Below are 25,450 nucleotides of genomic sequence, written 5' to 3' on the forward strand. Positions count from 1 at the left end.
GTCCGGGAACGGGCGAGCCCCGGGACCAGCCTCAGTCCGAGGCGAGCGCGTCCAGCATCGGCAACAACTTGGCGTTGCTCTCGGCCAACTCCGCCGCGGGCACGGAGTCCGCGACCACGCCGCAGCCGGCGAAGATCCGGACGTGGCGCGGGTCCTGCGGATCCAACTGACCGCTGCGCAGTGCGATGCCGAACTCGCCGTCGCCGGAGGCCCCGACCCACCCGACGGGCCCCGCGTACCGGCCGCGGTCCATGTGCTCGAGGTCGGCGATGACCGACTCGGCGACGTCTCGCGGAGTGCCGCAGACCGCCGCGCTCGGGTGCAGCGCCGCCGCGAGTGACAGCGCCGAGGACCCGTTGGCCACGACGCCCGTGACGTCCGTGGCGAGGTGCATGACGTTGGGCAGGTGCAGCACGAACGGGGCGTCGGGGACGTTCATGCCGGTGCAGTGCGGGGCGAGCGCGCCGGCGACCGACGCCACCGCGTACTCGTGCTCCTCGAGGTCCTTCGACGACCGCGCCAGCGAGCCGGCCAGGGCCTCGTCACGGGCGCGGGAGCCGGTGCGGCGGATCGTCCCGGCCAGCACCCGCGAGGTCGCGAGTCGGCCGTCGAGGCGCACGAGCAGTTCGGGGGTGGCGCCGAGCAGGCCGTCGACGGCGAAGGTGAACGTCGAGTCGTAGCGGGACGCGAGGCGGCGCAACGGCCAGCGCAGGTCGACGGGCTCGGTCGCGCGGACGTCGACGTCGCGGGCGAGCACGACCTTGTCGAGGCCACCGGCGCGGATGCGGGCCACGGCGGCGGCCACGGCGTGCGTCCACTCCGTCTCCGACAGCGCGCCGTCGGCGGCGTCGAGGTCACCGGGCGTGGAGGGGGCGGGGGCCGCGACGAGCTCCGGCGGCAGCGGTGGCAGGTCGCCGTCGACCCCGACGGTCGTCACCCACCAGTGGTCGCCGCGGTGTCCCACGACCACCGACGGCACCACGAGCACCGAGTCGGACCCCGAGGCGAAGCCGAACGAGGCGAAGGCGACCAGGCCCGAGCCCGGACGTCCGACCTCGTCGCGCACCGCGGCGCGGCCGGCGATGTCGGCCCACCAGGCCTGCGCCTCGGCGAACCGGTCCGGACCCGAGGGGCGCAGCACGGCGGCCTCGCCCCACCCGATCAGGCCCTCGCCGCGACGCGACCACACCAGGCCGTCGGACGACGGCAGCAGGTCGACGAGCGCGACACCGGGATCCGGGACGGCCACGGTCCGGACCGCGAGCGCGCCCGCGGTCTGGCCCAGCAACGCCCCGGTCACAACTCTCACAGTAGGACGCGAGGGAGGCAGGACTGCCCGCGAACCCCGTGACGGACCCGACAGGCCGGGCGGGCGGGGAGTAGACAGTGCGCATGGACGCGGTCGACCGGGCCCTGCTCGACGCCCTCCGCGCGAACGGACGCGCGACCTTCACCGAACTCGCCCGGGAGGTCGGGCTCTCGGCCCCGACGGTGCACGAACGGGTCGGCAAGCTCGAGGCGGCCGGGGTCATCACCGGCTACCACGCAGCCGTCGCGCCGGAGTCCCTCGGCTACTCGATGGGCGCCATCATCTCGGTGTTCGTCAACGGCGCGCCCCCCGGGCAGACCCCGCTGCAGAGCAACGACACCGTCGAGGACGCGGTGGCCGCGATCGACGCCGTCGAGGACTGCTGGTTCGTCGCCGGCGAGGAGAGCCTCATCATCAAGGTGCGGGTGCCCGACGTCGGCGCGCTGGAGCGGGTCATCCGTCAGCTCAACGACATCCCGGGTGTCGGCCACACCCGCACCACCGTCGTGCTGTCGACCCGGTTCGAGGGCCGGGTGCGTTCGGCCCACATGCCCGACGAGGACGCCGACGTACCCTCGTGACCGTGAGCGACGACCGTCCCGCCGGCAGCACCTGGCTGCAGGGTTACCGGGCCTTCTGGATCTACACGCTCGCGCGTTTCGCCCTCTTCGGCGTGCTGTGGCTGATCCTGTGGGTCGTCGGGGTGCCGTGGCTGTTCGCCGCGCTCATCGCGATCGTCGTCTCCGTGCCGTTGTCGTGGTTCCTGCTGGCGAAACCCCGCCAGGCGTTCGCGGCGACGATCGAGGCGCGGGTCGGACAGCGGCACGAACGGCAGGTCGACCTCGGCAAGCGCCTCGACGACGACGGTGACGCCGGAGACACCGGCAGCGCGCTGCCGCCCGGGGTCCGGGAGATGCCGGCGAAGGGCCGCACCAAGCGGCGCTGAGCCGTCATGCGGATTGGGTAGGTTCCGGGCATGCCCACGAGTTCCGACGCCAAGCCGACCGCCTTCGTCCTCTACGGCGCGACCGGGGACCTCGCGAAGCGCATGGTGCTCCCGGCGTTCTTCCAGCTGGCGCAGCACGACCTGCTCCCGGAGAAGTGGTTGCTGATCGGCAACGGCCGCGGCGACGTCTCCCACGAGGACTTCCAGCAGCACGTCCACGACGCGCTCGAGGAGTTCGGGCCGAAGCCCGAGGACGGCCCGTGGGACGACTTCCGCCAGCACCTGCGCTTCGCCGGTGGCGGGTTCAAGGAGGACGACCCGGGCTCGCTGCTCGACGTCATCGAAGAGGGCAAGAAGCACCTCGGCGGGGACGACGCGCAGTACATCCACTACCTCGCGATCCCCCCGACCGCGTTCATCGAGACCACCAAGGCGCTCGGGGCGCACGGTCTGGCCGAGAACGCACGGGTCGTCTACGAGAAGCCGTTCGGCACGTCGCCGTCGAACTTCCGGGAACTCGACGAGGCCGTGCACGCCGTCCTGGACGAGTCCCAGGTGTTCCGCATCGACCACTTCCTCGGCAAGGAGGGCACGCAGAACCTGCACGCGCTGCGCTTCGGCAACGGCCTGTTCGACCACGTGTGGTCGCGCGAGCACGTCCGCGCCGTGCAGATCGACGTCCCCGAGACCCTCGACATCGACGACCGCGCCGAGTTCTACGACGGCACCGGCGCGTTCCTCGACATGATCGTCACGCACCTGTTCCAGGTCGCCGCCGAGGTCGCGATGGAGCCGCCGGCGTCGATGGCGGCCGACGACCTGCAGGCCGCGCGCGAGGCCGTCATCGGCGCGTTCCGTCCGCTGTCTAAGGACGACGTCGTGTTCGGCCAGTTCGAGGGCTACCGGGACACCGAGGGCATCGCCGACGACTCCACCACCGACACGTTCGTGGCCGCCCGGCTGTGGATCGACACCCCCCGATGGCGCGGGGTGCCGTTCCTGCTGCGCACCGGCAAGCAGATGGCCCAGAGCGAGCAGCAGGTCTCGCTGATCTTCCACCGCCCGGACGACGGCCCGTTGCACGGCGAGACGCCCGACCTCGGCAACGTGCTGACGGTCAAGTTGTCGGGATCGGGCGCGATCGACCTGCGGATGGTCGTCAAGGAACCCGGTCCGGAGTTCACGCTGACCTGTGCCACCACCGACCTGCCGCTCGCCGACGTCCACGACGCCGACCCGCTGCCGCCCTACGTCAAGCTCATCAACGACGTGGTGCTCGGCGACCGGTCGTTGTTCACCCGGCCCGACGGCCTCGGTCACGCCTGGGACGCGATCGCGGGGATCCTCGACGACCGTCCGAAGCCGTTGCCCTACGCGCGCGGCTCGTGGGGTCCGGAGTCGGCCGCCCTGCTCGCCGGCCCGGACGGCTGGCTGCTCGGGGAGTGACCGGGCGGCTGCACTGACGTTGTCGGTGGGGTGCGGGAGGGTGGCGCCTCACCGACGAACCAGGAGGATCCGGACATGACCGAGATCGTGCTGTTCCACCACGCCCAGGGCCTGACGACCGGGGTGCTCGAGCTCGCCCGGTCCTGGCGCGAGGCCGGGCACACCGTCCACACGCCCGACCTCTACGAGGGCAAGACCTACGCCACCCTCGACGAGGGCATGGCCCACGTCCGTGGCGTCGGGTTCGCCGAGATCACGCAGGCCGGGGTCGGCTCGGCCGCCGACCTGCCGTCGGAGCTCGTGTACGCCGGCATCTCCCTCGGCGCGCTGCCCGCGATGGCGCTGGCGCAGAACCGGCCCGGGGCGAAGGGCGCAGTGCTCATCTCCGGGTTCGTGCCGCCGGAGGAGTTCGGGACCTGGCCCGAGGGGCTGCCGGCGCAGGTCCACGGGATGGACGCCGACCCCGAGTTCGCGGAGTCCGGCGACCTCGCCGCCGCCCAGGAGTTCGCCGCGTCCGAACCGGCCGTCGAGGTGTTCACCTACCCCGGCGCGACCCACCTGTTCGTGGACTCCTCGCTGCCCGACTTCGACGCCGCCGCGGCGTCGGCGTTCAGCGAGCGCGTCCTGACGTTCCTCCAGCAGCGCGGCTGAGCGCACCGCCCGGCCCGGGCCGGCGCCCTCAGCGCCGGACCCGGGCGAGGCCGGCCTCGACGGTGCGGAGCACCAGGTCGACGGCCACGCCGTAGGTGACGTGCGAACCGCCCTCCCAGATCCACCACGCCTTCGGCAGCCGGGTCGGCGGCTCCTGCAACCCGGCGGCGGGCAACGTGCTGCCGTGGGTGGCGGCGAACAGGACCGCGCCGAACGCCGCGCCGTGGCCCGCCCGGACCACCGGGTAGCGGCGCGCCAACACCGCGTAGGCCACACCGGCGCCGAGGCCCATACCCCAGTGCAGAGGGCCGGCGACCTGCTGGCGTTGCTCGTCGGACAGTTCGCCGCCGGTCACGGTGTGCTGGACGCGGTCGGCCACCTCCGAGGGCGGCATGTTCTCCGGGTGGCCGCCGGGGTCCGCGCCGAGTCCGCGCTTGTCGGCGGGAGACGGTGGCAGCAGCTTCTCGGCCCACGGCTGCAGCACCCCCTCGGCCTTGGTCTTGACGACGGTGCCGACGGCGGCCGCGGCGGCTCCGGCGAGCAGGGTCAGGGGCAGCGCGGTCTGGTTCACCTGGTTGCCCTACCCGCCGCGGGGGAGGCCGGACCCCCCACGTGACGCGGTCAGGACCAGTCGACGGTGGCGAGCTCGGCCAGCAGCCGTCGTCCGCGGACCGGGTCGAGCGCGGCCAGCCAGGCGACGCGCCCGGTGAGCCGTTCGCGGAACCCCTCGGCCGGTTGGCCGCGGAGCTGGGTCCGCCAACCGTGGGTCCGGCAGTTGTGCACCGTGGCCCTGAGGGCGTCGCGTTCGGCGCGGGTGAGTGTCTGGTGGTCGTTGACGACCGCGCCGAGAACCAGCTGCCGACCGGACGACCGTTGCACCCGGGTCTTCGCCGCGGCCAGCCGGAACCCCTCGTCGGCCACGATGGTCCGCGCGTGGGCGATCAGGGCCGCTACCGGCACCGAACGTGGGCCGCTGAAGGTGAGGTCGTCGACGTACCGGGTGTAGGTGGTGCCGAGGCGGGCGGCCAGGGCGGCCAGGCGCAGGTCCAGGACCCGGCAGATCCGGTCGGCGAGGGCCGGTGAGGTCGGGGCGCCCTGGGGCAGGTGGCGGGTCGCGAGGTCCCGGTCACGGCGCCAGGTGCGATCGATGCCCTGTGCACCGGTCAGTGGTGGCAGCCCGGCGCGGACGTCGATCGGTACGGCGTTCGTGACCAGGCGCCCGAGCAGTCGGGCCGGCTCGTCGGCCACGCCCTGGTGCGCGAACCAGCCGACCACGCGGGCCACGGTGAGGGTGGTGAAGAACCTCTCGATGTCGAGAGACACCACGACGTCACACGCGGTGTGCTGCCCGATCGCCGCCACAACTCCTCGCCCGGGACTCGTGCCGTACGCAGCCGGGTTCACCGGCGCGGCGTCGAGGATCCGCCGTAGCACTCGACGTTGTACCTCCTTCAGTCGTTCCTTCGGCACCTCGAGGACCCGGACCCCACCGCCGCGGGTCGGCCGCACCAGGTAGCGGTAGTGCCTCGCCCGGTCCGGCCCGGTGTCGGCGGCGGGACGCTGCCAGCGGGCCAGGTGCTCGAGTTCGTCGGGGAGCACGTCGAGCCGCACGGCCAGGGCGGCGAGGTCGGTGAGATCGGCCAGCGCTCCGGGCGACCGGGTGACCGGTCGGTGATCCGGTTCGAACGCGACCGACTGCCACCAGTGCACGAAGACCGGCGTGCTCAGCAACGCGCGGATCTCGTCCTCGTCGGCGCCGTCCGGGAAGGCCTCCACCAGGGCACGGGTGAGCCGTCGGTCGGCCTCGGTGGCCAGCAACCGACCGCGGTGCTGCGCGAGCCGGATGGCCATCGGCTCGACGCGCCACGGACCGTTGCAGAGGACAACGACCAGGTCGGGGTCGACCGGGTCGGCCGGGTGGGTCATGCGGGCGACGGGTGACGACGGCCCTGCCGTGCTGGGCGCGCCGTCGTCTGCGACGTGTCGCAGGGCTCAGGCGCGCCGCGGGATGCCGTGCTCGGTGCACTGCCCCCGGGGTGACCCCGGAGGGACCGGGTCGACCCGATCGTCCCGTCGCCCACCCGTCGCCGCACGGCCGGACGTTACGTCACCGCCCTCCCGTGCGTCACCCTCGCGCGACGACGGGTTCCTCAGCCCCGTCCGGGGTCGCTACGGTCGGGTGATCCCCACGGCCATCGGAGGTCTTCCGTGATCCACCGCCTGCTCGCCCAGGCCACCGTGTCCGACCTGCCGGCAGCGAGGGCCTGGTACACCGCGCTGTTCGGCGCCGAGCCGGACGCGAACCCGATGCCGGGACTGCTCGAGTGGCACCTCGCCGACACCTTCGGGGTGCAGGTGTGGTCCGAGGCCGGGCGGGCGGGACACGGTTCGATCGTCCTCGACGACACCGATCTCGACGCCGCCGCCGCGAGGCTCACCGCCGCCGGCGTCGACCACGACGGCATCACGCAGGCGACGTCGTCGCGGATCCTGCAGCTCACCGATCCCGACGGCAACCGCGTGGTGCTGACGGGCGCCTGACGCGGCGCTACGGCGCACCCGGGTCGAGGCCCGCGAGGTAGCGCTTCGCCCCACGGGTGGTGACGACCTGCAGGACGAGGAACCCGGCGAACAGCACGGCGGTGGCGAGGTGGAAGACCACCCCAGCCGTCGTGCGGGCGTCGAAGACGGCCAGCGCGAGTGACAGCACCAGCAGCACACCGAACACCAGGTAGCCGAACGTCGACTGCCGCACGGCGCGTCGCGCGGTCCGGACCTCGACCTCGCGCACCAGCGGGTCAGGGCTCGGTGGGCCGCCGCGGCGCAGAGTCCGGCCGATGCCCCGGCGGGTCGTTCGCGGCAGACCTCCCACGAGTGGCGGGGCGAACACCCCACGACGGCGGGTCAGCAGCCACGCCACCACAGCGATGCCGACCACGATGATCCCGACCGGGACGGCGACCGCCACCCAGGTCGGCGCGCCACCGTGGTGGACCGACCGGTGCGGGCGGCGGCCGTCGAGCAGCGGTTGCAGCACCGGCACCACGACCGCCACCACGACGACGACGGCGCCCATCGTCACGAGCCAGCGTCGCCGGGCGCGGGCGTCCACCGCCGCGAGCCGGCGGTCCAGCTCGGGATCGCCGCTCGGCACCCCCTGGTGCGTGTCGTCCACGAGCCCCCTCGTACCCCCTGGCACCCCGCTGGTCTCCGCGCCGCTCCCGATCCGGATGCACCGCGGGCGACCTCGAACACGACCCTGATGTGACACCTCGTCGTCAGGTGGTCACACCACTGCACGTGAACCACGACCAGGTGTCAGCCGTGACCCACGCGGTCGCGGGCTGTCTGGCCCTGGCCGGTTTCGTCGTCATCTGCGGGGCGGTGGGGTGGGCTTGGCGCACCGCCAGGTACCGACGGTCGCAGACCACCGCGCTGCGAAGCCTGGACCGGCCGCAGCGGCGCGCCCTGATGCGGGCGATCCGCGCCGGCCGCTTGGTCGACCCGCGGCACCGCGAGGTCGCGGTGGTCACGGCCCGGGCCATGATCGAACGGCGGTGGACGATCCTCCCCGGGGTGGGAGTCGCTCTCACGACCGTCGACGTGTTCGTGAGTCCGCACGTGCTGCTGGCGCGGCTGTCGGTGGCGGTCGCCGATGTGTTCCTCGTTGCGGGAGCCGTGCAGACGCTGGCCGACGACCGCCGGGCCCGGCGCTTCCTCGACCGGATCGGAGCGGCGGCGACGGCGAGCCGCACGGGTGGGGCCGCGTGACCGACGCCCGGACCACCCGGCGCGGGCGCGAGCGCGAGCCGTGGGCCACGCCGCTGTCGGTGACGCGGCCGGTGTTCGTGGCCCTCGCGGGCCTCGTCGTCCTGGGCATGGCCGCGGTGCTCGGCGGTGCCGCGGTGCGAACTCACCTGCACCCGGGGTTCCGGCCGGACTGGGCGGTCTGGGTGCCCGCGACCCTCGCGGTCGGCGTCGGCGTGCTGGGCCTCGGTGCGCTCGCGCTGCTCGCCCAACGGCGCACGCCCGGCCCGATGACGCCCGCGGGGCCGCTGCCCCAGCCGATCGCGCCGGGCACCGTGCGAGCGCTCCGACGCGGCGAGCCGCTCACGCCGGAGCAGGCGGCGAGCGCACAGCAGGTGGTCGACGGACTCGGGAGCCGCCGTCAGTTCCTCTCGCTCGGCCTCGGCCCGTTCTACCTGCTGCTCGGTCTGTTCGGCGTACTCAGCGACAGCGGACCGGGCTGGGGCTACGTGGTCCTCGGTGGCGCCCTGACGGTTCTGGGCGCGTTCGCCGTGGTCATCCGCCGCCGCACGCTGCGGGCCGCCGCCGCCCGTGGCATCCGCCCCACGCGGTCCACGCCGTCCCGTCGCGACACGCCGTCCCGTCGCGACACGCCGTCCCGTCGCGACACGCCGTAGCTGCGTTCACGTGAACGCGGCCACGCGGCGTGATCGCCAGGGTCACCGCCACATCGCGAGGTTGGCGGCGACGGCGGCGAGGTAGTTGCCGTGGGCGGTGCCGGCCGCGGCGCGCATGGCGGCGAGGCCCTCGCGCATGTCCGTGGCACCGGCGGAGCAGGCCCACGGCGTCGTCGAGGCGGTCGAGGTCGACGGCGAAGGCGGGCATCAGGCGATCCCGCCCAACCTGGAGTGCAGCCGCGCCGCGAGCGGGCCCTGCCGGTCGGCCACGCCCGCGTCGGTACCGAGGTAGGCGCGGCGGGAGTCGTCGAGAGCGCCGCCGAGGTCGGCCAGCGCCGCGACCACCCGCCCTGCCCCGCGCTCCCACTCCTCGTAGCCCGCGAGGAAGGTGCTGGCCGCCTGACCCCGCCACCCGGACCCGACCAGTGCGGTCAGCTCGGCGCGGACGTCACCGAGCGCCGCGACCAGTGACGTGTGGGCGCGGTCGACGTCGACGCTGCCGGCCGTGAGGGCTTCGGGGTCGAGGTCGAATCCGGCTGCCATGCCTCGACGGTCGCACCGCACGACAAACCACGTCAACCAGCGTCAAACGTCTGTGGACGACCGTCCACAGCTCAGTGGGCGGCGAGCACCCGCACCGCTTCGGCGACGGCCGTCGCCGGGCCGGCCGCGCGCCAGACGTGACCGCCGACCTCGATCTCCGCCGTCGTCCCCCCGGCCGCGCGCACCAGGGCGGAGCCGGGCAGCCAGTCCCACGAGAGCGAGTCGTGCTGGATCCAGCACCCGAGCCGGCCCGCGGCGACGGCGGCGAGTTCGACCGAGCCCGAACCCAGCATGCGCACGGTGGCCGCGCGGCTGATCACGTCGACCCACGCCGCCTGCAACCCGGCGTCGGCCATGGTCGACGGGTGCAGGTAGGACGCCACCGACAACGACGCCAGCGGAGCGTCGGTCACGGCCGGCACCTCGACGCCGTTGCGGGTCGTCGGCAGGTCGCGGCCGCCGAGCCACAGCTCGTCCGACGCCGGGTGGTAGACCGCCCCGACCAGGACGTCGCCCGAGGCGTCGTCGACGAGCGCCGCCGCCGAGCACCAGACCGGGATGCCGGCGACGAAGTTGTACGTGCCGTCGACCGGGTCGAGGTGCCAGGTCCGGCCCGACGACGACGGCCGTGACGCCCCCTCCTCGCCGATGATGCCGTCGGCCGGGCGGGCGTCGTCCAGCCGCGAGACCACCAGCTCCTCGGCTGCGTGGTCCGCGGCCGACACGATGTCGGACACGGAGGTCTTGCGCGCCACCTCGAGGTCGTCACCGGCCCGCATACGCGCGGCGAGCACCCCGGCCTCACGCACCAACGACGCGGCGAGCGCTGCATCCGACACCGTTTCCACCACACAGGGAGCCTATGGGAGCGTGCCGACGTGCTCGCACTGTCGTTGACCCTCGGCGTGCTGTCCGCCGTGGCGTACGGCTGCTCGACCGCGGTGCAGCACGCCGCGGTCCACGACGAGAGCGGTCGCACCGACGCCCGCGGCCTGCTCGCGCTGCTGCGCAACCCGCGCTGGTTGCTCTCGGTCGGCGGCGACGCCATCGGGTTGCTGTTGCAGGTCGTGGCCCTCTCGACCGGCCCGGTGGTGCTGATCCAGCCGCTGCAGGTGCTCTCGTTGCCGGTGGCCATGCCGATCCGGGCGCGGCTCGGCGGCCCACGGCCGACGGCGCGGGACTGGGGAGCGGTGGTCGCGGTCGTCCTGGGGCTCGCGCTGTTCCTGCTCCTCGTCGGCGATCCGGGCGAGCCCACCCGGCACCGCGCGGGTGCGACGCTGCTGGTCGCCGCCGGCGGCACCGGCCTCGCGGTCGTCGTCGCACTGGCGGCGCTCGCGGCCGTGCCCCGCGTGCGCGCCGTGGTGTTCGGTGCCCTCGGCGGCATGCTCTTCGCGGTCGTCGCCGTGCTCATCGACGAGACGTCGGCGGTGGTCGGCGACGACGGTGTCCACGCCCTGTGGCACTCCCGCGGACTGCTGCTGGTGGTCGCGGTCGTCGTCGCGGGCGGACTCGGGATGACCCTGACCCAGGCGGCGTTCCAGATCGGCGGCCTCGGCGCGGCCTACCCGACCAACGTCGTCGTCGACCCGGTGCTGTCGGTCGTCTTGGGCGCGGCGCTGCTCGGGGAACGGCTGCCGCTCGACCCGCTGCACGTCGTCGGCTACCTGCTCGCGCTCGCGGTGGTCGCGACTGGAACCATCGGTCTGGCCAACCCGCGCGGTGCTCCCACCGCGACGCCGACGAGAGGCCTCCCGACGTGAGCACCACACCGCCCGAGGCGACGGCCCCGCGCCGCGCCGGGCTGGACAAGAGCCCGCACGAGGTCGCGGCGATGTTCGACGCCGTGGCCGCGAGGTACGACACGACCAACACCGTGCTGTCCGGCGGTCTGGACAAGCTCTGGCGCCGCCGGACCCGCCGGCTCATCGACCCGCGTCCGGGCGAGCGGGTGCTCGACCTCGCCGCCGGCACGGCCGTCTCCAGCATCGAACTGGCCCGGTCCGGCGCCGACGTCGTCGGCAGCGACTTCAGCACCGGGATGCTGTTCGCCGGCGCGACGAAGGCCCGCGCCGCCGCGGTGCCGCTCGTGGCCGGTGACGCCCTCGCGCTGCCGTTCGCCGACGGCGTGTTCGACGCCGTGACCATCAGCTTCGGCCTGCGCAACGTCCACGACGTCGACCTGGCGTTGCGTGAGCTGCTCCGGGTCACCAAGCCCGGGGGACGGCTCGTGGTGTGCGAGTTCAGCCGTCCGGTGGTGCCGGTGTTCAGCACCGTCTACACCGAGTACCTCATGCGCGCGCTGCCCGCGATCGCGCGGAAGGTGTCGAGCAACGGCGAGGCGTACGCGTACCTCGCCGAGTCGATCCGCGCCTGGCCGGACCAGCGGCGTCTCGCGGACAAGATCACCCGGGCCGGGTGGACCGGCGTCGCGTGGCACAACCTCACCGGCGGCGCCGTCGCGCTGCACCGGGCCGTCCGCGCCTGAGGACCCCCCGGCCGACCCCGGTTAGGGGGGCCCCGGGGGTGGGCACCAGAGTGTGGAGGGCGGCGTCGGATCACCGGCGTCCACCTGCGACGAAGGGACACCACATGCTCGACGACGACGACATGACCACTGACGCTGACGGCGGCGCGGACGGCGGCGCCGACTCCGGTGCCGAGGGCCCCGCTGACGGCGGTGCCTCGGGCACCCCGGGCGTGCAGGACGGTGGCGCCGACGGTGGCGCGGAGGGCCCCGCCGACGGCGGTGCCTCCGGCACCCCGGGCGTCCACGACGGCGGCGCAGACGGCGGTGCCGACTCCGGCGCCGAGGGTCCGGCCGACGGCGGCGCCTCGGGCACGCCGGGCGTCCACGACGGTGGGGCCGACGGCGGCGCCTGATCGACGCCGCCAGCACGACCAGCACCACCAGCACGACCTGAACCACGGAACGACCGGCTGCGGGCGGCGGGACCACACGGTCCCGCCGCCCGCGCTGTCTGTCCGTGTGGAGGTGGGTTCGAGGCGCGAGGAGGATGAACACGTGGACGTCGATCCGTTGACCCGGGCCACCGGCCTGCACGCCGAGGACTTCGCCGCGCGGCACTGGGCGAAGGCGCCTCTGCTCGCGCGCGCGGGCGACCTGCCCGGCGACGGGTTCGAGGACCTGCTCTCGCTCGCCGCGGTCGACGAACTGGTCTCGCGCCGCGGCCTGCGCACGCCCTTCCTGCGGATGGCCAGGGAGGGTGACGTCCTGCCCGCCCGCCGCTTCACCCGCGGCGGTGGCGCCGGCGCCGACATCACCGACCAGGCCGCCGACGACAAGGTCCTCGCCGAGTTCGCGGGCGGGGCCACGCTCGTGCTCCAGGGGCTGCACCGCATGTGGCCCCCGATGGTCCGGTTCGCGTCGGCGCTCTCGGAGCAACTCGGTCACCCGGTGCAGGTGAACGCCTACATCACCCCGGCGCAGAACCGCGGGTTCTCGCCGCACTACGACGTCCACGACGTGTTCGTGCTGCAGTTCGCCGGCCGCAAGCACTGGACGATCCACGAGCCCGTCTTCGAGGCACCGCTGCGCAGCCAGCCGTGGGACGACCGCAAGCCGCAGGTCGCCGCCGCCGCCGAGGGCGAGCCGGTCATCGACACCGTCCTCGAACCCGGCGACGCGCTCTACCTGCCGCGGGGGTACCTCCACTCGGCCGCGGCGCTCGGTGAGGTCTCCGGTCACCTCACGATCGGCGTGCACCCGATCACGCGGTCGCTGCTGGCCGAGCAGGTCGTCGCCACGCTCGGCGACGACTTCGAACTGCGGCGATCGCTGCCGATGGGCGTCGACCTCGCCGATCCGGCCGTCCTCGACGCCGAGCTGAAGTCGACCCGCGAGGCGTTGCACGCGGCCATCGACCGGCTCGACGTCGCGACCGTCGCCGCGGCCGTCGGCCGGCACCTGTCGCGTTCGACCCGACCCCAGCCGATCGCGCCGCTGGAACAGCTGGCCGCGGCCGGATCGCTGACCGCGGACGACCAGGTGGTCCGGCGCGCGGGTCTGCGTTGCGTGGTGCAACGTTCCGACGCCGATCTCAAGCTGCTGGTCTTCGACAAGACGATCACGCTTCCCGCTCAGACGGCCGACGCCGTGGAACGACTGTTGTCGGGTGCAACGGTCACCGCCGGTGCCCTGCCCGGACTCGACGACGCCGACGCGCTGACACTCACCGGTCGGCTGCTGCGGGAGGGCGTCGTGGTCCCGGTGGCACCGGGCTCGTGACCGCCGCGGAGTTGCCGGTCTCGGCACGCAGCGGGCACCGTCCGGTTCCGCGCGAGTCGGCCAGCCGGTGCGCGTTGCAGGCGCAGCTGCGCGGTGACCCGATGCTCGGCACCGCGCCACCGTCGTCGCGGCTGCTGCTGGTCGAGCAGCCCGGCCCGTGGGGTCCGCGTGGTCTCGCGGACAGCCGCGCCGACCCGGACGTCGCCGTGCGGATCGACCGCCTGGCCGCCGCGGCCGGTCTGCGGCTGCAGACGATCCGGCGCCCGGGCCGTCACGTCGACCGCGGCGAGCGAGGCCACGTCGTCGCCCTCGCCGACGCCCGGATCGGCGTGACGGCGACGTCGTGGTGGCGGGTGGCCGACCTCGCGGACCTCGCGGAGCAGTTGGCGGCCGACACCCGGGCGGGGGAGTTCCGCCCGCCCACCAACGCCGTCGTCGACGCCGACCCGCTCTACCTGGTCTGCACGCACGGCCGTCACGACGCCTGCTGCGCCCTGCGCGGACGCCCCCTCGCCCTCGAGCTCGACCAGGTCCGGCCCGGGCGGGTGTGGGAGACCAGCCACGTCGGCGGTGACCGGTTCGCCGCCAACCTGCTGGTGCTGCCCACCGGCGAGGTCTACGGGCGCGTGCTGCCGTTCGCCGCACCCGACCTGGTCCGCCGCATCGAGGCGGGTGAGGTCGTCCCCGGGCTCATGCGTGGACGCCTCGGCCTCGCCCCCATCGCCCAGGCGGCGTTGGTCATCGCCCACGACCGGCTGGCGGTGACCGCCCGCGATGCGTTGCAGGTCGGCACGGTCGACCGGATCGCGGACGACTTCGCCAACGTCACCGTCCTGTCGCCTGCCGGCACCGTGGTGGTCGGCGTCGCGATCGAGACGTCGTCACCGCACCGGCTCACGTGTCGCGGCCCGGCCGAGGCCACCGCCCGGGTCTACCGCGGGGTGTCGGTCACCGCGGTCAGGTGAGCGCGCGTCGCCCGGGTGGGTGACGTCGGTCAGCGCGGATGGGGCGGGCGTACGACTCAGTGCTGGCCGAGGTCCGCGAGCCGCTGCTGCGAGCGGCGGATCTCCGCCTCGGCCTCGGCGCGGCCGACCCAGGACGCACCCTCGACGCTCTTTCCGGGCTCGAGGTCCTTGTAGACCTCGAAGAAGTGCTGGATCTCGAGCCGGTCGAACTCCGGCACGTGGTGGATGTCGCGCAGGTGCTCCAGGCGGGGGTCGCCGACCGGGACCGTCAGCAGCTTGTCGTCCGGGCCCTTCTCGTCGGTCATCCGGAACATTCCGATGGCGCGGCAGTTGACCAGGACACCGGGGAACAGCGGGTCGCCGTGGATGAGCACCATGGCGTCCAGCGGGTCGCCGTCCTGGCCGAGCGTGCCCTCCAGGTACCCGTAGTCGAGCGGGTACTGGGTCGCGGTGAACAGGGTGCGGTCGAGCCGGATGCGGCCGGACTCGTGGTCGACCTCGTACTTGTTGCGGCTGCCCCGGGGCACCTCGATGAGGACGTCGAACTCCACGAGCCGTTCCTTCCGGTCGTCGTCCGGTGACAGGGAGCGCACCGGAACGCCACCTAGTCTGACGGATCGTGGCGGACGTCGTGCGGGGGAGAGCCGCGGGTGTGGCCCTCGTCCTGTCCGCCGTGGTGCTGCTCGCCGCCGGAGCACTCGTCGGGCTGCTCGCCGGGCGCGAGGCCCGACACGCCCAGGTGCCGCTGCCGCCGCTCGCCCTGCCGACCGGTCGGCCCACCCCCGCGGACGTCGCCGCCGCGACCTCCTCGCCCTCCGCCGTCCCCACCACCGGCACCGGATCCGCCCCCACCGCGGCCCAGGTCGCCGCCGCGCTCGCCGGTCCGCTCGCCGACCCGCGGCTCGGCGGTCGCACGCTCGGGTCGGTGGTCGACCTCGCCTCCGGGACGGCGCTCTACCGCTCCGGCCAGGACGTCCCCGTCGCGCCCGCCTCGACGGCCAAGATCGCGACGGCCGCGGCGGCGCTCACCGTCCACGGCGCCGAGGACCGGATCACCACGCGGGTCGTCGCCGGGCCCACGCCCGGTTCGGTGGTCCTGGTCGGTGCCGGTGACCCGACGCTGTCCGCCGCCGCGGTCGGCGTGCCCACCACCTACGCGGGTGCGGCCCGGATGACCGATCTCGCCGCGCGGGTGACGACGAAGCTGGCCGGGACGGCCGTCACCACCGTGTACGTCGACGGCTCCGCGTTCACCGGCCCCACGACCGCCACCGGGTGGGCCCCCGAGGACGCCCCCAGCGAGTACGGCGCGCCGATCACCGCCGCCATGGTCGACGGCGGCCGCGACACCCCCACCGCCGACGTCCGGTCCGGCACCCCCGACCTCGCCGCCGGCCAGGCTCTCGCCGACGCGCTCGGCGCCCCCGACGCGACCGTGCAGCAGGGGCGGGCACCCGCCGGTGCGGCCGAGCTGGGATCGGTGCAGTCGGCACCGGTCGGCGAGATCGTCGACGAGATGCTCAAGGAGTCCGACAACGTGCTGGCCGAGGTGCTCGCGCGCCTCGTCGCGATCGAGCGTGGCCAGCCGGCGAGCTTCACCGGCGGGGCCGCGGCGGTCCGGGCCGTGGTCCCGGCCGTCGGCACCGGCATGGTCGACGGCAGCGGGCTCTCGGTCGACGACCGGTTGACCGCGGGCGACCTCACCTCGGTGCTCACCACCATCGCCCGCACCGACGACCTGCGGTCGATCGTCACGATGCTGCCGGTCGCGGGCTGGGACGGCACGTTGCGCGACCGCTACCTCACCGCGCCCGAGAGCAGCGGTGCCGGCCGGGTCCGGGCCAAGACCGGGACGCTCACGGGGGTGTCGTGCCTGTCCGGCGTGGTGGTCACCGCTTCCGGGCGGCTGCTCGGCTTCGCGGTGCTGGCCGACCGGGTCGACCCCACGTACGGCGGGACCCTCGACGCCGAGGCGGCCCTCGACGAGGTCGCGGCGACCCTCGCCGGTCTGCCCTGACGCGTCCCAGCAGTGGGGTGGGGCATCAGCGCCCCCGTCACCGTCACCGGCTCCCGTACCGTGACGCCATGGCGTCGCTCGTGGACTGGGACCTCGCGGCGCGTACCGCGCAGCGGATCGGGGCGGTCGGCACCGACGACCCGCAGATCTCCCCGCGGGAGGCCGACCACGCGGTGTCCGAGCTCTACCGCAGCGCCGCCCTGGCCGCGGACCACGTCGCCGAGATCACCCGCCTCACCGAGCCGCCGGTCACCGCGGCCACCCGCGTCGTCGACCGCAAGGCGTGGATCGAGACCAACACGGCCGGGATGTCGGCGATCATGGACCCGTTGGTCGGCAAGCTCACCGAGCAGCGCCAGCCCGGCCGGATCGCCCAGACCGTCGGCAGCCGGGTCACCGGCACCCAGGTCGGGGCGTTGCTCGCGTTCCTCTCCGGCAAGGTCCTCGGCCAGTTCGAGTTCTTCGCCGAGCCCGGCGGCCAGCTCATGCTCGTCGCCCCCAACGTCGTCGCCATCGAGCGCAGCCTCGGGGTGCTGCCGGTCGACTTCCGCCTCTGGGTCTGCCTGCACGAGGTCACGCACCGGGTGCAGTTCACGGCCGTCCCGTGGATGAAGCAGCACATGCGCTCGGAGGTCGACGCCCTCGGCGCGACCCTCGACACCGACCCCGGCGCGCTCCGGCAGCGCTTCTCCGACACCCTCGGCGTGCTCACCGACACCGCCCGCGGCAAGCAGACCGACGACGCCGGCGCCGGGATCATGGGGCTGCTCGCCACACCGGAGCAGCGGGCCGTGCTCGAGCGGGTGACGGCCTTCATGTCACTGGTCGAGGGCCACGCCGAGTGGGTCATGAACGCGGTCGACGACTCGGTCATCCCCACCCAGAGCGCCATCGAGGGCCGGTTCGCCAGCCGCCGCAAGAAGGGCGGCAACCCGCTGGACCGCCTGCTGCGGAAGCTGCTCGGCCTGGACGCCAAGACCCGGCAGTACGTCGACGGCGCCAAGTTCGTCCGGACCGTCGTCGACCTGGTCGGCGTCGAGTCCTTCAACACCGTGTGGACCTCGCCGGAGACACTCCCGACCAAGGCCGAGATCGCCGACCCGACGCGGTGGGTCGGGCGCGTCCTGGCCTGAGCCCGGTGCCCGGTCCGCACCCGGCGGTCGCGGCGACCCGGCTCGCGGTCCGGCGCACGCTCGCCGACGTGCCGGGCGAGGTGGTCGTCGCGGTCTCCGGGGGCGCGGACTCCCTGGCCCTGGCCGCCGCGGTCGCCTTCGAGGCGCCCGGGCGCGGCGTGGTCGTCACCGTCGACCACGGGCTGCAGCCGCGTTCAGCTGAACGCGCCGCGGCCGTCGTCGAGAGGTTGAGGGCCTGGCCGTTCGCCCGGTGCGAGGCCGTCCGCGTTCACGTGAACGCGGTGCCGGGCGGTCCCGGGCCCGAAGCCGCGGCCCGCGACGCCCGGTACGACGCCCTCGACGCCTCCGGGTCGCCGGTCCTCCTCGGCCACACCCTCGACGACCAGGCCGAGACCGTGCTGCTGGCCCTCGGCCGCGGGTCCGGGCCGTCCGCCCTGCGGGGGATGCGGTCGGGCGGGCGGCGGGTGCGCCCGTTCCTCGGGCTGCGCCGGGCCACGACCCGGGCCGCGTGCGCGGCGCAGGACCTCGAGCCCTGGGACGACCCCCAGAACGACGACCCCCGGTTCCGGCGGGTCCGGGTGCGCCACGAACTGCTGCCGCTGGCCGAGGACGTCCTCGGCGGCGGGGTCGCGGAGGCGCTGGCGCGGACGGCTGAGCAGGTCGCCGACGACACCGACCTGCTCGACGCGCTCGCGGCGCAGGCGGTGTCCGACCGGGTCTCGCAACTCGAGGTGCTGCCGCCGGCCCTGCGCCGACGGGCGTTGAAGCTGCTCGCCGAACGGGCCGGTGCCGGGCCGCTCACCCGCGTTCACGTGAACGCACTCGACCGGCTGCTCACCGAGTGGCACGGGCAGGGACCGGTCGACCTGCCCGGGGGGTTCGGTGCGCTGCGGGTCTCTGGCAGGGTGGAGGTCATGCCGACCGCCCGCCCCGACGAGCAGGCCCGCTGATGGCCAAGAACTCCGAACTCGACGCCGACGTCGAGGAGGTCCTCATCACCGAGGCCGCCATCGCCGCCCGCATCGAGGAACTGGCCGCCGAGGTCGACACCGACTACGCCGGCCGCGAGCCGCTGCTGGTCGGGGTGCTCAAGGGCGCGGCGATGTTCATGTCCGACTTCGCGCGGGCGATGACCCGGCCGACGACCATGGAGTTCATGGCCGTGAGCTCCTACGGTTCGGCCACGACGTCCTCGGGTGTGGTGCGGATCCTCAAGGACCTGGACCGCGACGTCGCGGGCACCGACATCCTCATCGTCGAGGACATCATCGACTCCGGTCTGACGCTCTCGTGGCTGCTGAAGAACCTCCGCGCCCGCAACCCGCGCTCGATCGAGATCGTCACCCTGCTGCGCAAGCCCGACGCCGTGAAGGTCCACGTCCCGGTGAAGTACGTCGGCTTCGACATCCCGAACGAGTTCGTCGTCGGCTACGGCCTGGACTACGCCGAGCGCTACCGCGACCTGCCCTACATCGGCCGGTTGCGACCGTCGGTCTACAGCTGAGCCCACCGCCGGGGTGACCCCGGCCACCACCGAGCGACGCTCGGGCCTGTCCGCCCGGGGCGAACGCGGGCGCCCACGCGGAACCCGCGGGGCCGGCCGGCCGTTGCCGGGGTGGACGTTTCGTCGACAGGTGGTGGCAACACCTGCCGTGTACCGTCCGAGCCAGCTTCCGGGCCCGGCATTTCGGGCCTCCCGTGCCGAGAACGAGGGACTCACCGACGCCGATGAACAGCAAGCGCGTCTTCCGCTCACCCTGGCTGCTCGTGCTCGTGGTGGTGCTGCTCATCGCCATCATCGCGGGCCCACTGTCGGGGTCCGGCGGCGACAAGAAGGTCAACCTGTCGACCGCGTTGATGCTCATCAACGGCGACAAGGTCGACAAGGCCCTCCAGAACGACTCGAAGCAGACCATCGAGCTCACCCTCGACAAGGGCCAGGAGTACGACGGTGCGAGCAAGGTCGTCGCCACCTACCCGGCCGAGTACAGCAACGCGCTCACCCAGGCGATCCAGAACCCCGACAACAAGATCGCGCAGTACGCGGCGCGCGTCGACACCGGCAACATCTGGCTGTCGCTGCTGACGTCGTTCCTGCCGATCCTGCTCATCCTCGGCCTCGTCTTCTTCATGATGAGCCAGGTCCAGGGCGGCGGGAACAAGGTCATGGGCTTCGGCAAGTCCAAGGCCAAGCTGGTCAGCAAGGACACCCCGAAGACCACCTTCGCCGACGTCGCGGGTGCCGACGAGGCCATCGAGGAACTCGACGAGATCAAGGAGTTCCTCGCCAACCCGAGCAAGTTCCAGGCGATCGGGGCGAAGATCCCCAAGGGCGTCCTGCTCTACGGCCCGCCCGGAACCGGTAAGACGCTGCTCGCGCGGGCCGTCGCGGGCGAGGCGGGCGTGCCGTTCTACTCGATCTCCGGCTCGGACTTCGTCGAGATGTTCGTCGGTGTCGGTGCCTCCCGCGTGCGTGACCTGTTCGAGCAAGCCAAGAGCAACGCACCGGCGATCATCTTCGTCGACGAGATCGACGCCGTCGGTCGTCACCGCGGCGCCGGCATGGGCGGCGGCCACGACGAGCGCGAGCAGACCCTCAACCAGATGCTGGTCGAGATGGACGGCTTCGACGTCAAGGGCGGCGTCATCATGATCGCCGCCACCAACCGCCCCGACATCCTCGACCCGGCGCTGCTGCGCCCCGGCCGCTTCGACCGCCAGATCGCGGTCGGCCCGCCCGACGTCGAGGGCCGCAAGGCCGTCCTGCGCGTGCACGCCAAGGGCAAGCCGTTCGACCGCGACGTCGACCTCGACGTCATCGCGCGCCGCACCCCGGGCTTCACCGGTGCGGACCTCGCCAACGTCATCAACGAGGCGGCGCTGCTCACCGCGCGCGGCAACGAGCGGCTGATCACCAACAAGAACCTCGAAGAGGCCATCGACCGCGTCATCGCCGGGCCGGAGCGCAAGACCCGCGCCATGAGCGAGAAGGAACGGCGCACGACGGCCTACCACGAGTCCGGTCACGCCCTGGCCGCGTGGGTCATGCCGAACCTGGACCCGGTCCACAAGGTGACGATCCTGCCGCGCGGGCGCTCGCTCGGGCACACGCTCGTGCTGCCGCTCGAGGACAAGTACACCCAGACCCGGTCGGAGATCCTCGACCAGCTGGTGTACGCGCTCGGTGGCCGCGCCGCCGAGGAGCTGGTCTTCCACGAGCCCACGACGGGTGCGAGCAACGACATCGAGAAGGCCACCGGGCTCGCCCGCGCCATGATCGTCGAGTACGGCATGAGCGCGAAGCTCGGTGCGGTCAAGTACGGCACCGGTGACGCCGAGCCGTTCATGGGCCGCGACTACGGCCACCAGCGCGACTACTCCGAGACGATTGCGAGCAGCATCGACTCCGAGGTGCGTGAGCTGATCGAGATGGCGCACGACGAGGCGTGGGAGATCCTGCAGCAGAACCGGGACCACCTCGACGCCATGGTCGTGGAGCTGATGGAGAAGGAGACGCTCACCAAGGAGGACCTCGAGCGGATCCTGGTCGGTGTCCGCAAGCGCCCGCCGCACAACGTGTTCCGCGGCTTCGGCAAGCGCACCCCGAGCGACCGGCCGCCGGTCGACTTCCCGCGGCACGTCGACGTCACCAAGAACGGTCACGCGAACGGTGTGAACGGCAACGGTGCCAACGGCAACGGTCACGCGAACGGTGTCAACGGCAACGGTTCGGGTCAGGTGCCCGAGGACGACCGCGCCCAGCCGGGCATGGTCCCGACTCCGGACTTCCCGACCCCGCCGTACACCAACGGACAACCGTAGGAGCTCGTCGCACGTGACCGCTTCAGAACCGCAGGCGGGCGTCGACCAGGAGCGGATCGCAGCCGCGGTCCGCGAGATCCTGGTGGCGATCGGGGAGGATCCCGACCGTTCCGGCCTGGTCGACACCCCCGCTCGGGTCGCGCGGGCGTACGCCGAGATCTTCGCCGGGGTCGACGTCGACCCCGGCGAAGTGCTGGCGACGACCTTCGACGAGCACCACAACGAGTTGGTGCTGGTGAAGGACATCCCGATCTACTCGGTGTGCGAGCACCACCTGCTGCCGTGGCACGGCACCGCCGCGGTCGGCTACATCCCCGGTGAGGACGGCCGGATCACCGGGTTGTCGAAGCTCGCCCGGGTGGTCGAGCTCTACGCCCGCCGGCCCCAGGTGCAGGAACGGCTGACCTCCCAGGTCGCCGACGCCCTCGTCGAGCGGCTGCACCCCCGTGGCGCGATCGTCGTGGTGCAGGCCGAGCACATGTGCATGGCGATGCGCGGCGTCCGTAAGGCCGGCACGGTCACCATGACCTCCGCCGTCCGCGGCATCTTCCAGTCCGACCCCCGCACCCGCGCCGAGGCGCTCTCGCTGGTCCTCGGCCGCTGACCCGCCCGGCGGCTCAGTCGGCGCCGACCAGGTCGTAGACGAGGACGACGTCGCCGCGGGTCAGCGTCAGCCGGTCGTCCGCTCGCTCGACAGTGGTGGCGCCGTCCTGGAAGACCGCGTCGACCGCGCTCTGCAGGGCGGACGCGTCGGTGCACAGAACGTCGGTCGTGTGCATCCCGTTCCAGGTCAGCGTGCCGGTGTCCACGGCGTAGCCGCCGGACAGGGTGTTGCAGCCGTCCCACACCTGCACCTGGTTCGGCCCGCCGTAGCCGAAACGGAGCTCGGTGGAACGGGTGGCGCTCGCCGGCACCGGCGCCCCGCCGTCGACGACAGTCACCAGCTGCCACGAGGTGCGCTCGAGTCCCGTCGCACTCGGCGCCGAGCCCGGCACCTCTGTGAAGGTCGCCGTGGTCGGGCCCCGCCGTAGGTGCAGGTCGGCGCCGTCGATCGACCACGTCACCGGTGCGGCGAGAAGCGACCCCGCCGCGGCAGCGGCCGGATCGTCAGGTCGCGAGCAGTCGACGAGCGTCGTGGAGTCCGGTCCGGTGGGCCGGATGTTGTCAGGCTCGATGTCGACCGGGACGTTGGTCGCGTTGCAGCTGTCGTCCAGACGCAGCACGTCCCCGCCCGGACCGGGGGCTACCACGAGCGTGTAGCGGACCTCCGGCTGCAGCGCCGGGCCCGACCCCGTCTCGACCGAGGCCAACCGCCACACGCCGGTGGTCAGCGCGACCAGCGGATCGACCGGTGCAGCGGGCGTCGTCGCCGCGGGCCGGGGGGCGTGGTCGGGGCGGGTGGACCCCAGCCACGCGACCACACCGACGGTGAGCGCGACGACGACGGCCGCGGCCAGCGCGATGCCGACGAACCGTCGTCGGTGGTGCGGCCTGCGACCCGGCTGACGTGCGTCGGCAGGCGCGGTGAGGTGGACCGGGGCCGGCTCGGGGTGGGTCGCGCGGAAGTGCTCCCCGGCGCGGGTCAGGCGGTCGTCGATCGTCATGCGTCGTCGCTCCCGTTCTCCTCGTCCAGGACCCGGCGCAGGGCCTGGCGGGCGTCGTGCAGCGTGGACTTGACCGTGCCGACCGAGCAGCCCATGACCTGGGCGGCCTCGGCGACCGGCACGTCGAGGAAGTAGAAGAGGTGCACCGCGAGCCGCTGCCGCCGCGGCAGCGTGACCACGGCGCGCTCGAGGTCGACGTCCACGCCGCTGTCGGTCACCGCCTCGGACGCGGTGAGGGCCTCGGCGACCCGGCGGCGTCGGAACGTGCCGCGGTGGGCGTCGCGGGCCGCGGTCACCGTGATGGTCAGCAGCCAGGTCGTCGGGCTGCTGCGGGCCGGGTCGTAGCGCTCGCGGGCCCGCCAGGCCCGCTCGGCCGCGTCCTGCACGACGTCGTCGACGTCGTGCGCCGGGACGAGACGGGCGGCCAGCCGGGTCATCGCGAGCAGCGACGGCCGGATCCAGTCGACGAACGCGTCCTCGTCCGCGGCCGTCTGCGCCTGCACCATGTGAGTGTCTACGTCCCGGACCCCTCGGTGGGTTGGGTCGGCACGGCGGACTGGGAGGATCTGCCCCGTGTCCACCCCTGCCTCCGGGACGAGCCTGCCGGTCGGTGCCCCCGTCCGCGGCGGTGCGGTCGTCATGGGCGTCCTCAACGTCACCCCGGACTCCTTCAGCGACGGCGGCCGCTGGGCCTCGCTCGAGGCGGCCGTGGCGCACGGCGTCGCGATGCACCGGCGCGGCGCCGACCTGATCGACGTCGGCGGCGAGTCGACCCGGCCGGGTGCCGAGCGGGTCGACGCCGAGACCGAGACGGCCCGGGTGGTCCCCGTCGTCCGGGAACTCGTCGCCGCGGGGGTGACGGTCAGCGTCGACACCACGCGCGCGGCGGTCGCGGCGGCGGCGGTCGAGGCCGGTGCCGCCGTCGTCAACGACGTGTCGGGCGGGCTCGCCGATCCCGACATGGCGCGGGTGGTCGCGGACGCCCGGGTCCCGTGGATCCTCATGCACTGGCGCGGGCACAGCGACCGGATGGCCGACCTCGCGGTCTACGACGACGTGGTCGCCGACGTCCGCACCGAGCTCGTCCAGCGCGCCGACGCCGCCCTCGCCGCGGGCGTCGACCCCCGCCGGCTCGTCCTCGACCCCGGGCTCGGGTTCGCCAAGACGGCCGAGCACAACTGGGAGCTGCTGGCGAACCTCGACCAGCTGCTCGAGATCGGGCTGCCGGTGCTGGTCGGGGCGTCGCGCAAGGCGTTCCTCGGCCGGCTGCTCGCGGACCCCGACGGCCGTCCCCGCCCGGTCGAGCAGCGCGAGGACGCCACCACGGCCGTCACCACGTACGCCGTGCTCGCGGGCGCGTGGGGCGTGCGGGTGCACGAGGTCGGCGCCGCGCTGGACGCCGCGGCCGTCGCCGCCCGGATCAGCGGCGCGGTCGACGACCTCACCGGAACGGAGCCGGGCCCGGCGTGAACCTGCTCCACGCGGTCCTGCTCGGAGCGGTCGAGGGCGTCACCGAGTTCCTGCCCGTCTCCAGCACCGGGCACCTCACCGTGCTGGAGAAGCTGCTCGGCTACTCCATCGGCGACCCCGACATCACCGCGTTCACCGCGATCATCCAGGCCGGCGCGGTGTTCGCGACGCTGCTGTTCCTGCGCCGCGACATCGTGCGGTTGATCCGGGCGCTGGTGGTCGGACTCCGCCGCCCGGAGCACCGGTCCGACCCCGACTTCCGCATGGCCGTCGCGGTGATCATCGGGTCGATCCCGATCGGCATCGTCGGGTTGCTGTTCCAGGACGTCATCGAGACGACCCTGCGCAGCCTCTGGGTGGTGGGCATCGCCTTGATCGCGTGGTCGGGGCCGATGCTCTACGCCGACCGGCACGGGCGCCAGGACCGGCACGAGGCCGACGTGACCTGGCGCGACACGCTCGTCATCGGGCTGGTGCAGTGCCTGGCCCTGGTGCCCGGCGTCTCCCGCTCGGGCGCGACGATGTCGATCGGGCTGCTGCGCGGCATCGACCGGGTGACGGTGACCCGGCTGTCGTTCCTGCTCTCGATCCCGGCGCTGACCGGCGCGGCGATCCTGCAGACCGTCACCGAGTACGACGCCATCGGCGCGGGCGTCGGCTGGCCCGCCACCCTGCTCGCGACCGCCGTCAGCTTCGCCGTGGCCTACGTGGCGGTCGCCTGGCTGCTGCGGTTCATCGCCCGGCACAGCTACGCCGTGTTCATCGGCTACCGGGTCGTCCTGGGGCTAGTGGTCATCGCGCTCGTCGCCACCGGGGTCGTCGCGTCCAGCTGAGCGCGCGCAGTGGCAAACCGGTGCGCGGGGTGCCCGTAACC

The 25,450-nt window shown here is 73.6% G+C and carries 29 protein-coding genes; 20 read left to right on the forward strand and 9 right to left on the reverse strand.

Going from position 1 to position 25,450, the window contains the following annotated elements:
* Positions 1 to 31 precede the first annotated feature (31 nt).
* A complete protein-coding gene (locus ACXR2U_RS05320) occupies positions 32 to 1,300 on the reverse strand; it encodes an isochorismate synthase (protein WP_458823894.1) in 1,269 nt (422 codons plus the stop codon).
* Positions 1,301 to 1,392: 92 nt separating this feature from the next.
* Here ACXR2U_RS05320 and ACXR2U_RS05325 point away from each other — a divergent pair, with 92 nt between their 5' ends.
* From ACXR2U_RS05325 to ACXR2U_RS05340, 4 genes are all read left to right on the forward strand, one after another.
* Positions 1,393 to 1,890, forward strand: coding sequence for an Lrp/AsnC family transcriptional regulator (locus tag ACXR2U_RS05325; RefSeq protein ID WP_458823895.1), 498 nt, complete (start codon positions 1,393 to 1,395; stop codon positions 1,888 to 1,890).
* 2 nt (positions 1,891 to 1,892) lie between these two features.
* Complete coding sequence (locus ACXR2U_RS05330; protein WP_458823896.1) at positions 1,893 to 2,255, forward strand: DUF4229 domain-containing protein; 363 nt, start codon at positions 1,893 to 1,895, stop codon at positions 2,253 to 2,255.
* A 30-nt stretch (positions 2,256 to 2,285) separates the two neighbouring features.
* On the forward strand, positions 2,286 to 3,701 hold the full coding sequence (locus tag ACXR2U_RS05335) for a glucose-6-phosphate dehydrogenase (protein ID WP_458823897.1): 1,416 nt from the start codon (positions 2,286 to 2,288) through the stop codon (positions 3,699 to 3,701).
* A gap of 75 nt (positions 3,702 to 3,776) precedes the next feature.
* Complete coding sequence (locus tag ACXR2U_RS05340; protein ID WP_458823898.1) at positions 3,777 to 4,352, forward strand: dienelactone hydrolase family protein; 576 nt, start codon at positions 3,777 to 3,779, stop codon at positions 4,350 to 4,352.
* A 28-nt stretch (positions 4,353 to 4,380) separates the two neighbouring features.
* Here ACXR2U_RS05340 and ACXR2U_RS05345 read toward each other — a convergent pair whose 3' ends face one another.
* Together ACXR2U_RS05345 and ACXR2U_RS05350 are read right to left on the reverse strand one after the other, a co-directional pair.
* Entirely contained in the window at positions 4,381 to 4,923 is a 543-nt protein-coding gene (locus ACXR2U_RS05345) for a DUF1440 domain-containing protein (protein ID WP_458823899.1), read from the reverse strand.
* A 50-nt stretch (positions 4,924 to 4,973) separates the two neighbouring features.
* Positions 4,974 to 6,278, reverse strand: coding sequence for a reverse transcriptase family protein (locus tag ACXR2U_RS05350; RefSeq protein ID WP_458823900.1), 1,305 nt, complete (start codon positions 6,276 to 6,278; stop codon positions 4,974 to 4,976).
* 282 nt (positions 6,279 to 6,560) lie between these two features.
* Here ACXR2U_RS05350 and ACXR2U_RS05355 point away from each other — a divergent pair, with 282 nt between their 5' ends.
* Positions 6,561 to 6,893 (forward strand): VOC family protein, encoded by a 333-nt coding sequence (locus tag ACXR2U_RS05355; RefSeq protein ID WP_458823901.1) that lies wholly within the window; start codon positions 6,561 to 6,563, stop codon positions 6,891 to 6,893.
* Positions 6,894 to 6,900: 7 nt separating this feature from the next.
* Here the strand turns inward: ACXR2U_RS05355 and ACXR2U_RS05360 are convergent, their stop codons facing one another.
* Entirely contained in the window at positions 6,901 to 7,527 is a 627-nt protein-coding gene (locus ACXR2U_RS05360; protein WP_458823902.1) for a hypothetical protein, read from the reverse strand.
* 149 nt (positions 7,528 to 7,676) lie between these two features.
* Here ACXR2U_RS05360 and ACXR2U_RS05365 point away from each other — a divergent pair, with 149 nt between their 5' ends.
* On the forward strand, positions 7,677 to 8,123 hold the full coding sequence (locus tag ACXR2U_RS05365) for a hypothetical protein (RefSeq protein WP_458823903.1): 447 nt from the start codon (positions 7,677 to 7,679) through the stop codon (positions 8,121 to 8,123).
* The gene (locus ACXR2U_RS05370; RefSeq protein WP_458823904.1) at positions 8,120 to 8,776 is read left to right on the forward strand and encodes a hypothetical protein; all 657 of its coding nucleotides are present in this window, start codon (positions 8,120 to 8,122) and stop codon (positions 8,774 to 8,776) included. The genes ACXR2U_RS05365 and ACXR2U_RS05370 overlap by 4 nt, the downstream gene beginning before the upstream one ends.
* Before the next feature lie 207 nt (positions 8,777 to 8,983).
* Here the strand turns inward: ACXR2U_RS05370 and ACXR2U_RS05375 are convergent, their stop codons facing one another.
* Positions 8,984 to 9,319 carry a WXG100 family type VII secretion target gene (locus ACXR2U_RS05375; protein ID WP_458823905.1) on the reverse strand — a complete coding sequence of 112 codons (336 nt, stop codon included), beginning with the start codon at positions 9,317 to 9,319 and terminating at the stop codon, positions 8,984 to 8,986.
* A 71-nt stretch (positions 9,320 to 9,390) separates the two neighbouring features.
* Positions 9,391 to 10,170 carry an inositol monophosphatase family protein gene (locus ACXR2U_RS05380; protein WP_458823906.1) on the reverse strand — a complete coding sequence of 260 codons (780 nt, stop codon included), beginning with the start codon at positions 10,168 to 10,170 and terminating at the stop codon, positions 9,391 to 9,393.
* 27 nt (positions 10,171 to 10,197) lie between these two features.
* On the opposite strand from ACXR2U_RS05380, the gene ACXR2U_RS05385 reads away from it, so the two are divergent.
* The 5 genes from ACXR2U_RS05385 to ACXR2U_RS05405 all read left to right on the forward strand — a co-directional run bounded on the left by ACXR2U_RS05385 (position 10,198) and on the right by ACXR2U_RS05405 (position 14,530).
* A complete protein-coding gene (locus tag ACXR2U_RS05385) occupies positions 10,198 to 11,079 on the forward strand; it encodes a DMT family transporter (protein ID WP_458823907.1) in 882 nt (293 codons plus the stop codon).
* The gene (locus ACXR2U_RS05390) at positions 11,076 to 11,804 is read left to right on the forward strand and encodes a demethylmenaquinone methyltransferase (protein WP_458823908.1); all 729 of its coding nucleotides are present in this window, start codon (positions 11,076 to 11,078) and stop codon (positions 11,802 to 11,804) included. The genes ACXR2U_RS05385 and ACXR2U_RS05390 overlap by 4 nt, the downstream gene beginning before the upstream one ends.
* 122 nt (positions 11,805 to 11,926) lie before the next feature.
* Positions 11,927 to 12,199 (forward strand): BatC protein, encoded by a 273-nt coding sequence (locus ACXR2U_RS05395; protein WP_458823909.1) that lies wholly within the window; start codon positions 11,927 to 11,929, stop codon positions 12,197 to 12,199.
* A gap of 142 nt (positions 12,200 to 12,341) precedes the next feature.
* Entirely contained in the window at positions 12,342 to 13,565 is a 1,224-nt protein-coding gene (locus ACXR2U_RS05400) for a cupin domain-containing protein (RefSeq protein ID WP_458823910.1), read from the forward strand.
* On the forward strand, positions 13,562 to 14,530 hold the full coding sequence (locus tag ACXR2U_RS05405) for a sucrase ferredoxin (protein ID WP_458823911.1): 969 nt from the start codon (positions 13,562 to 13,564) through the stop codon (positions 14,528 to 14,530). The genes ACXR2U_RS05400 and ACXR2U_RS05405 overlap by 4 nt, the downstream gene beginning before the upstream one ends.
* 56 nt (positions 14,531 to 14,586) lie before the next feature.
* Here the strand turns inward: ACXR2U_RS05405 and ACXR2U_RS05410 are convergent, their stop codons facing one another.
* Positions 14,587 to 15,081 (reverse strand): inorganic diphosphatase, encoded by a 495-nt coding sequence (locus tag ACXR2U_RS05410; protein WP_458823941.1) that lies wholly within the window; start codon positions 15,079 to 15,081, stop codon positions 14,587 to 14,589.
* Positions 15,082 to 15,149: 68 nt separating this feature from the next.
* On the opposite strand from ACXR2U_RS05410, the gene dacB reads away from it, so the two are divergent.
* From dacB to folE, 6 genes are all read left to right on the forward strand, one after another.
* Complete coding sequence (gene dacB, locus ACXR2U_RS05415; RefSeq protein ID WP_458823912.1) at positions 15,150 to 16,547, forward strand: D-alanyl-D-alanine carboxypeptidase/D-alanyl-D-alanine endopeptidase; 1,398 nt, start codon at positions 15,150 to 15,152, stop codon at positions 16,545 to 16,547.
* Positions 16,548 to 16,615: 68 nt separating this feature from the next.
* On the forward strand, positions 16,616 to 17,680 hold the full coding sequence (locus ACXR2U_RS05420; protein WP_458823913.1) for a zinc-dependent metalloprotease: 1,065 nt from the start codon (positions 16,616 to 16,618) through the stop codon (positions 17,678 to 17,680).
* Positions 17,681 to 17,685: 5 nt separating this feature from the next.
* Positions 17,686 to 18,630: a tRNA lysidine(34) synthetase TilS gene (tilS, locus tag ACXR2U_RS05425; protein ID WP_458823914.1), complete on the forward strand. Its 945-nt coding sequence runs from the start codon at positions 17,686 to 17,688 to the stop codon at positions 18,628 to 18,630.
* Positions 18,630 to 19,184 (forward strand): hypoxanthine phosphoribosyltransferase, encoded by a 555-nt coding sequence (gene hpt / locus ACXR2U_RS05430; RefSeq protein ID WP_458823915.1) that lies wholly within the window; start codon positions 18,630 to 18,632, stop codon positions 19,182 to 19,184. The genes tilS and hpt overlap by 1 nt, the downstream gene beginning before the upstream one ends.
* A gap of 224 nt (positions 19,185 to 19,408) precedes the next feature.
* On the forward strand, positions 19,409 to 21,502 hold the full coding sequence (ftsH, locus tag ACXR2U_RS05435) for an ATP-dependent zinc metalloprotease FtsH (protein ID WP_458823916.1): 2,094 nt from the start codon (positions 19,409 to 19,411) through the stop codon (positions 21,500 to 21,502).
* Between the two features lie 13 nt (positions 21,503 to 21,515).
* The gene (gene folE, locus ACXR2U_RS05440) at positions 21,516 to 22,106 is read left to right on the forward strand and encodes a GTP cyclohydrolase I FolE (RefSeq protein WP_458823917.1); all 591 of its coding nucleotides are present in this window, start codon (positions 21,516 to 21,518) and stop codon (positions 22,104 to 22,106) included.
* A 13-nt stretch (positions 22,107 to 22,119) separates the two neighbouring features.
* Here folE and ACXR2U_RS05445 read toward each other — a convergent pair whose 3' ends face one another.
* Complete coding sequence (locus ACXR2U_RS05445) at positions 22,120 to 23,106, reverse strand: META domain-containing protein (protein WP_458823918.1); 987 nt, start codon at positions 23,104 to 23,106, stop codon at positions 22,120 to 22,122.
* Positions 23,103 to 23,609, reverse strand: coding sequence for an RNA polymerase sigma factor (locus ACXR2U_RS05450; protein ID WP_458823919.1), 507 nt, complete (start codon positions 23,607 to 23,609; stop codon positions 23,103 to 23,105). The genes ACXR2U_RS05445 and ACXR2U_RS05450 overlap by 4 nt, the downstream gene beginning before the upstream one ends.
* Positions 23,610 to 23,706: 97 nt before the next feature.
* Here ACXR2U_RS05450 and folP point away from each other — a divergent pair, with 97 nt between their 5' ends.
* Both folP and ACXR2U_RS05460 read left to right on the forward strand, forming a co-directional pair.
* Positions 23,707 to 24,576 (forward strand): dihydropteroate synthase, encoded by an 870-nt coding sequence (folP, locus tag ACXR2U_RS05455; protein WP_458823942.1) that lies wholly within the window; start codon positions 23,707 to 23,709, stop codon positions 24,574 to 24,576.
* Positions 24,573 to 25,409: an undecaprenyl-diphosphate phosphatase gene (locus ACXR2U_RS05460; RefSeq protein ID WP_458823920.1), complete on the forward strand. Its 837-nt coding sequence runs from the start codon at positions 24,573 to 24,575 to the stop codon at positions 25,407 to 25,409. Before folP ends, ACXR2U_RS05460 begins: the two co-directional genes overlap by 4 nt.
* Positions 25,410 to 25,450 lie beyond the last annotated feature (41 nt).

It is taken from the genome of Jatrophihabitans sp. YIM 134969 (assembly GCF_054456675.1).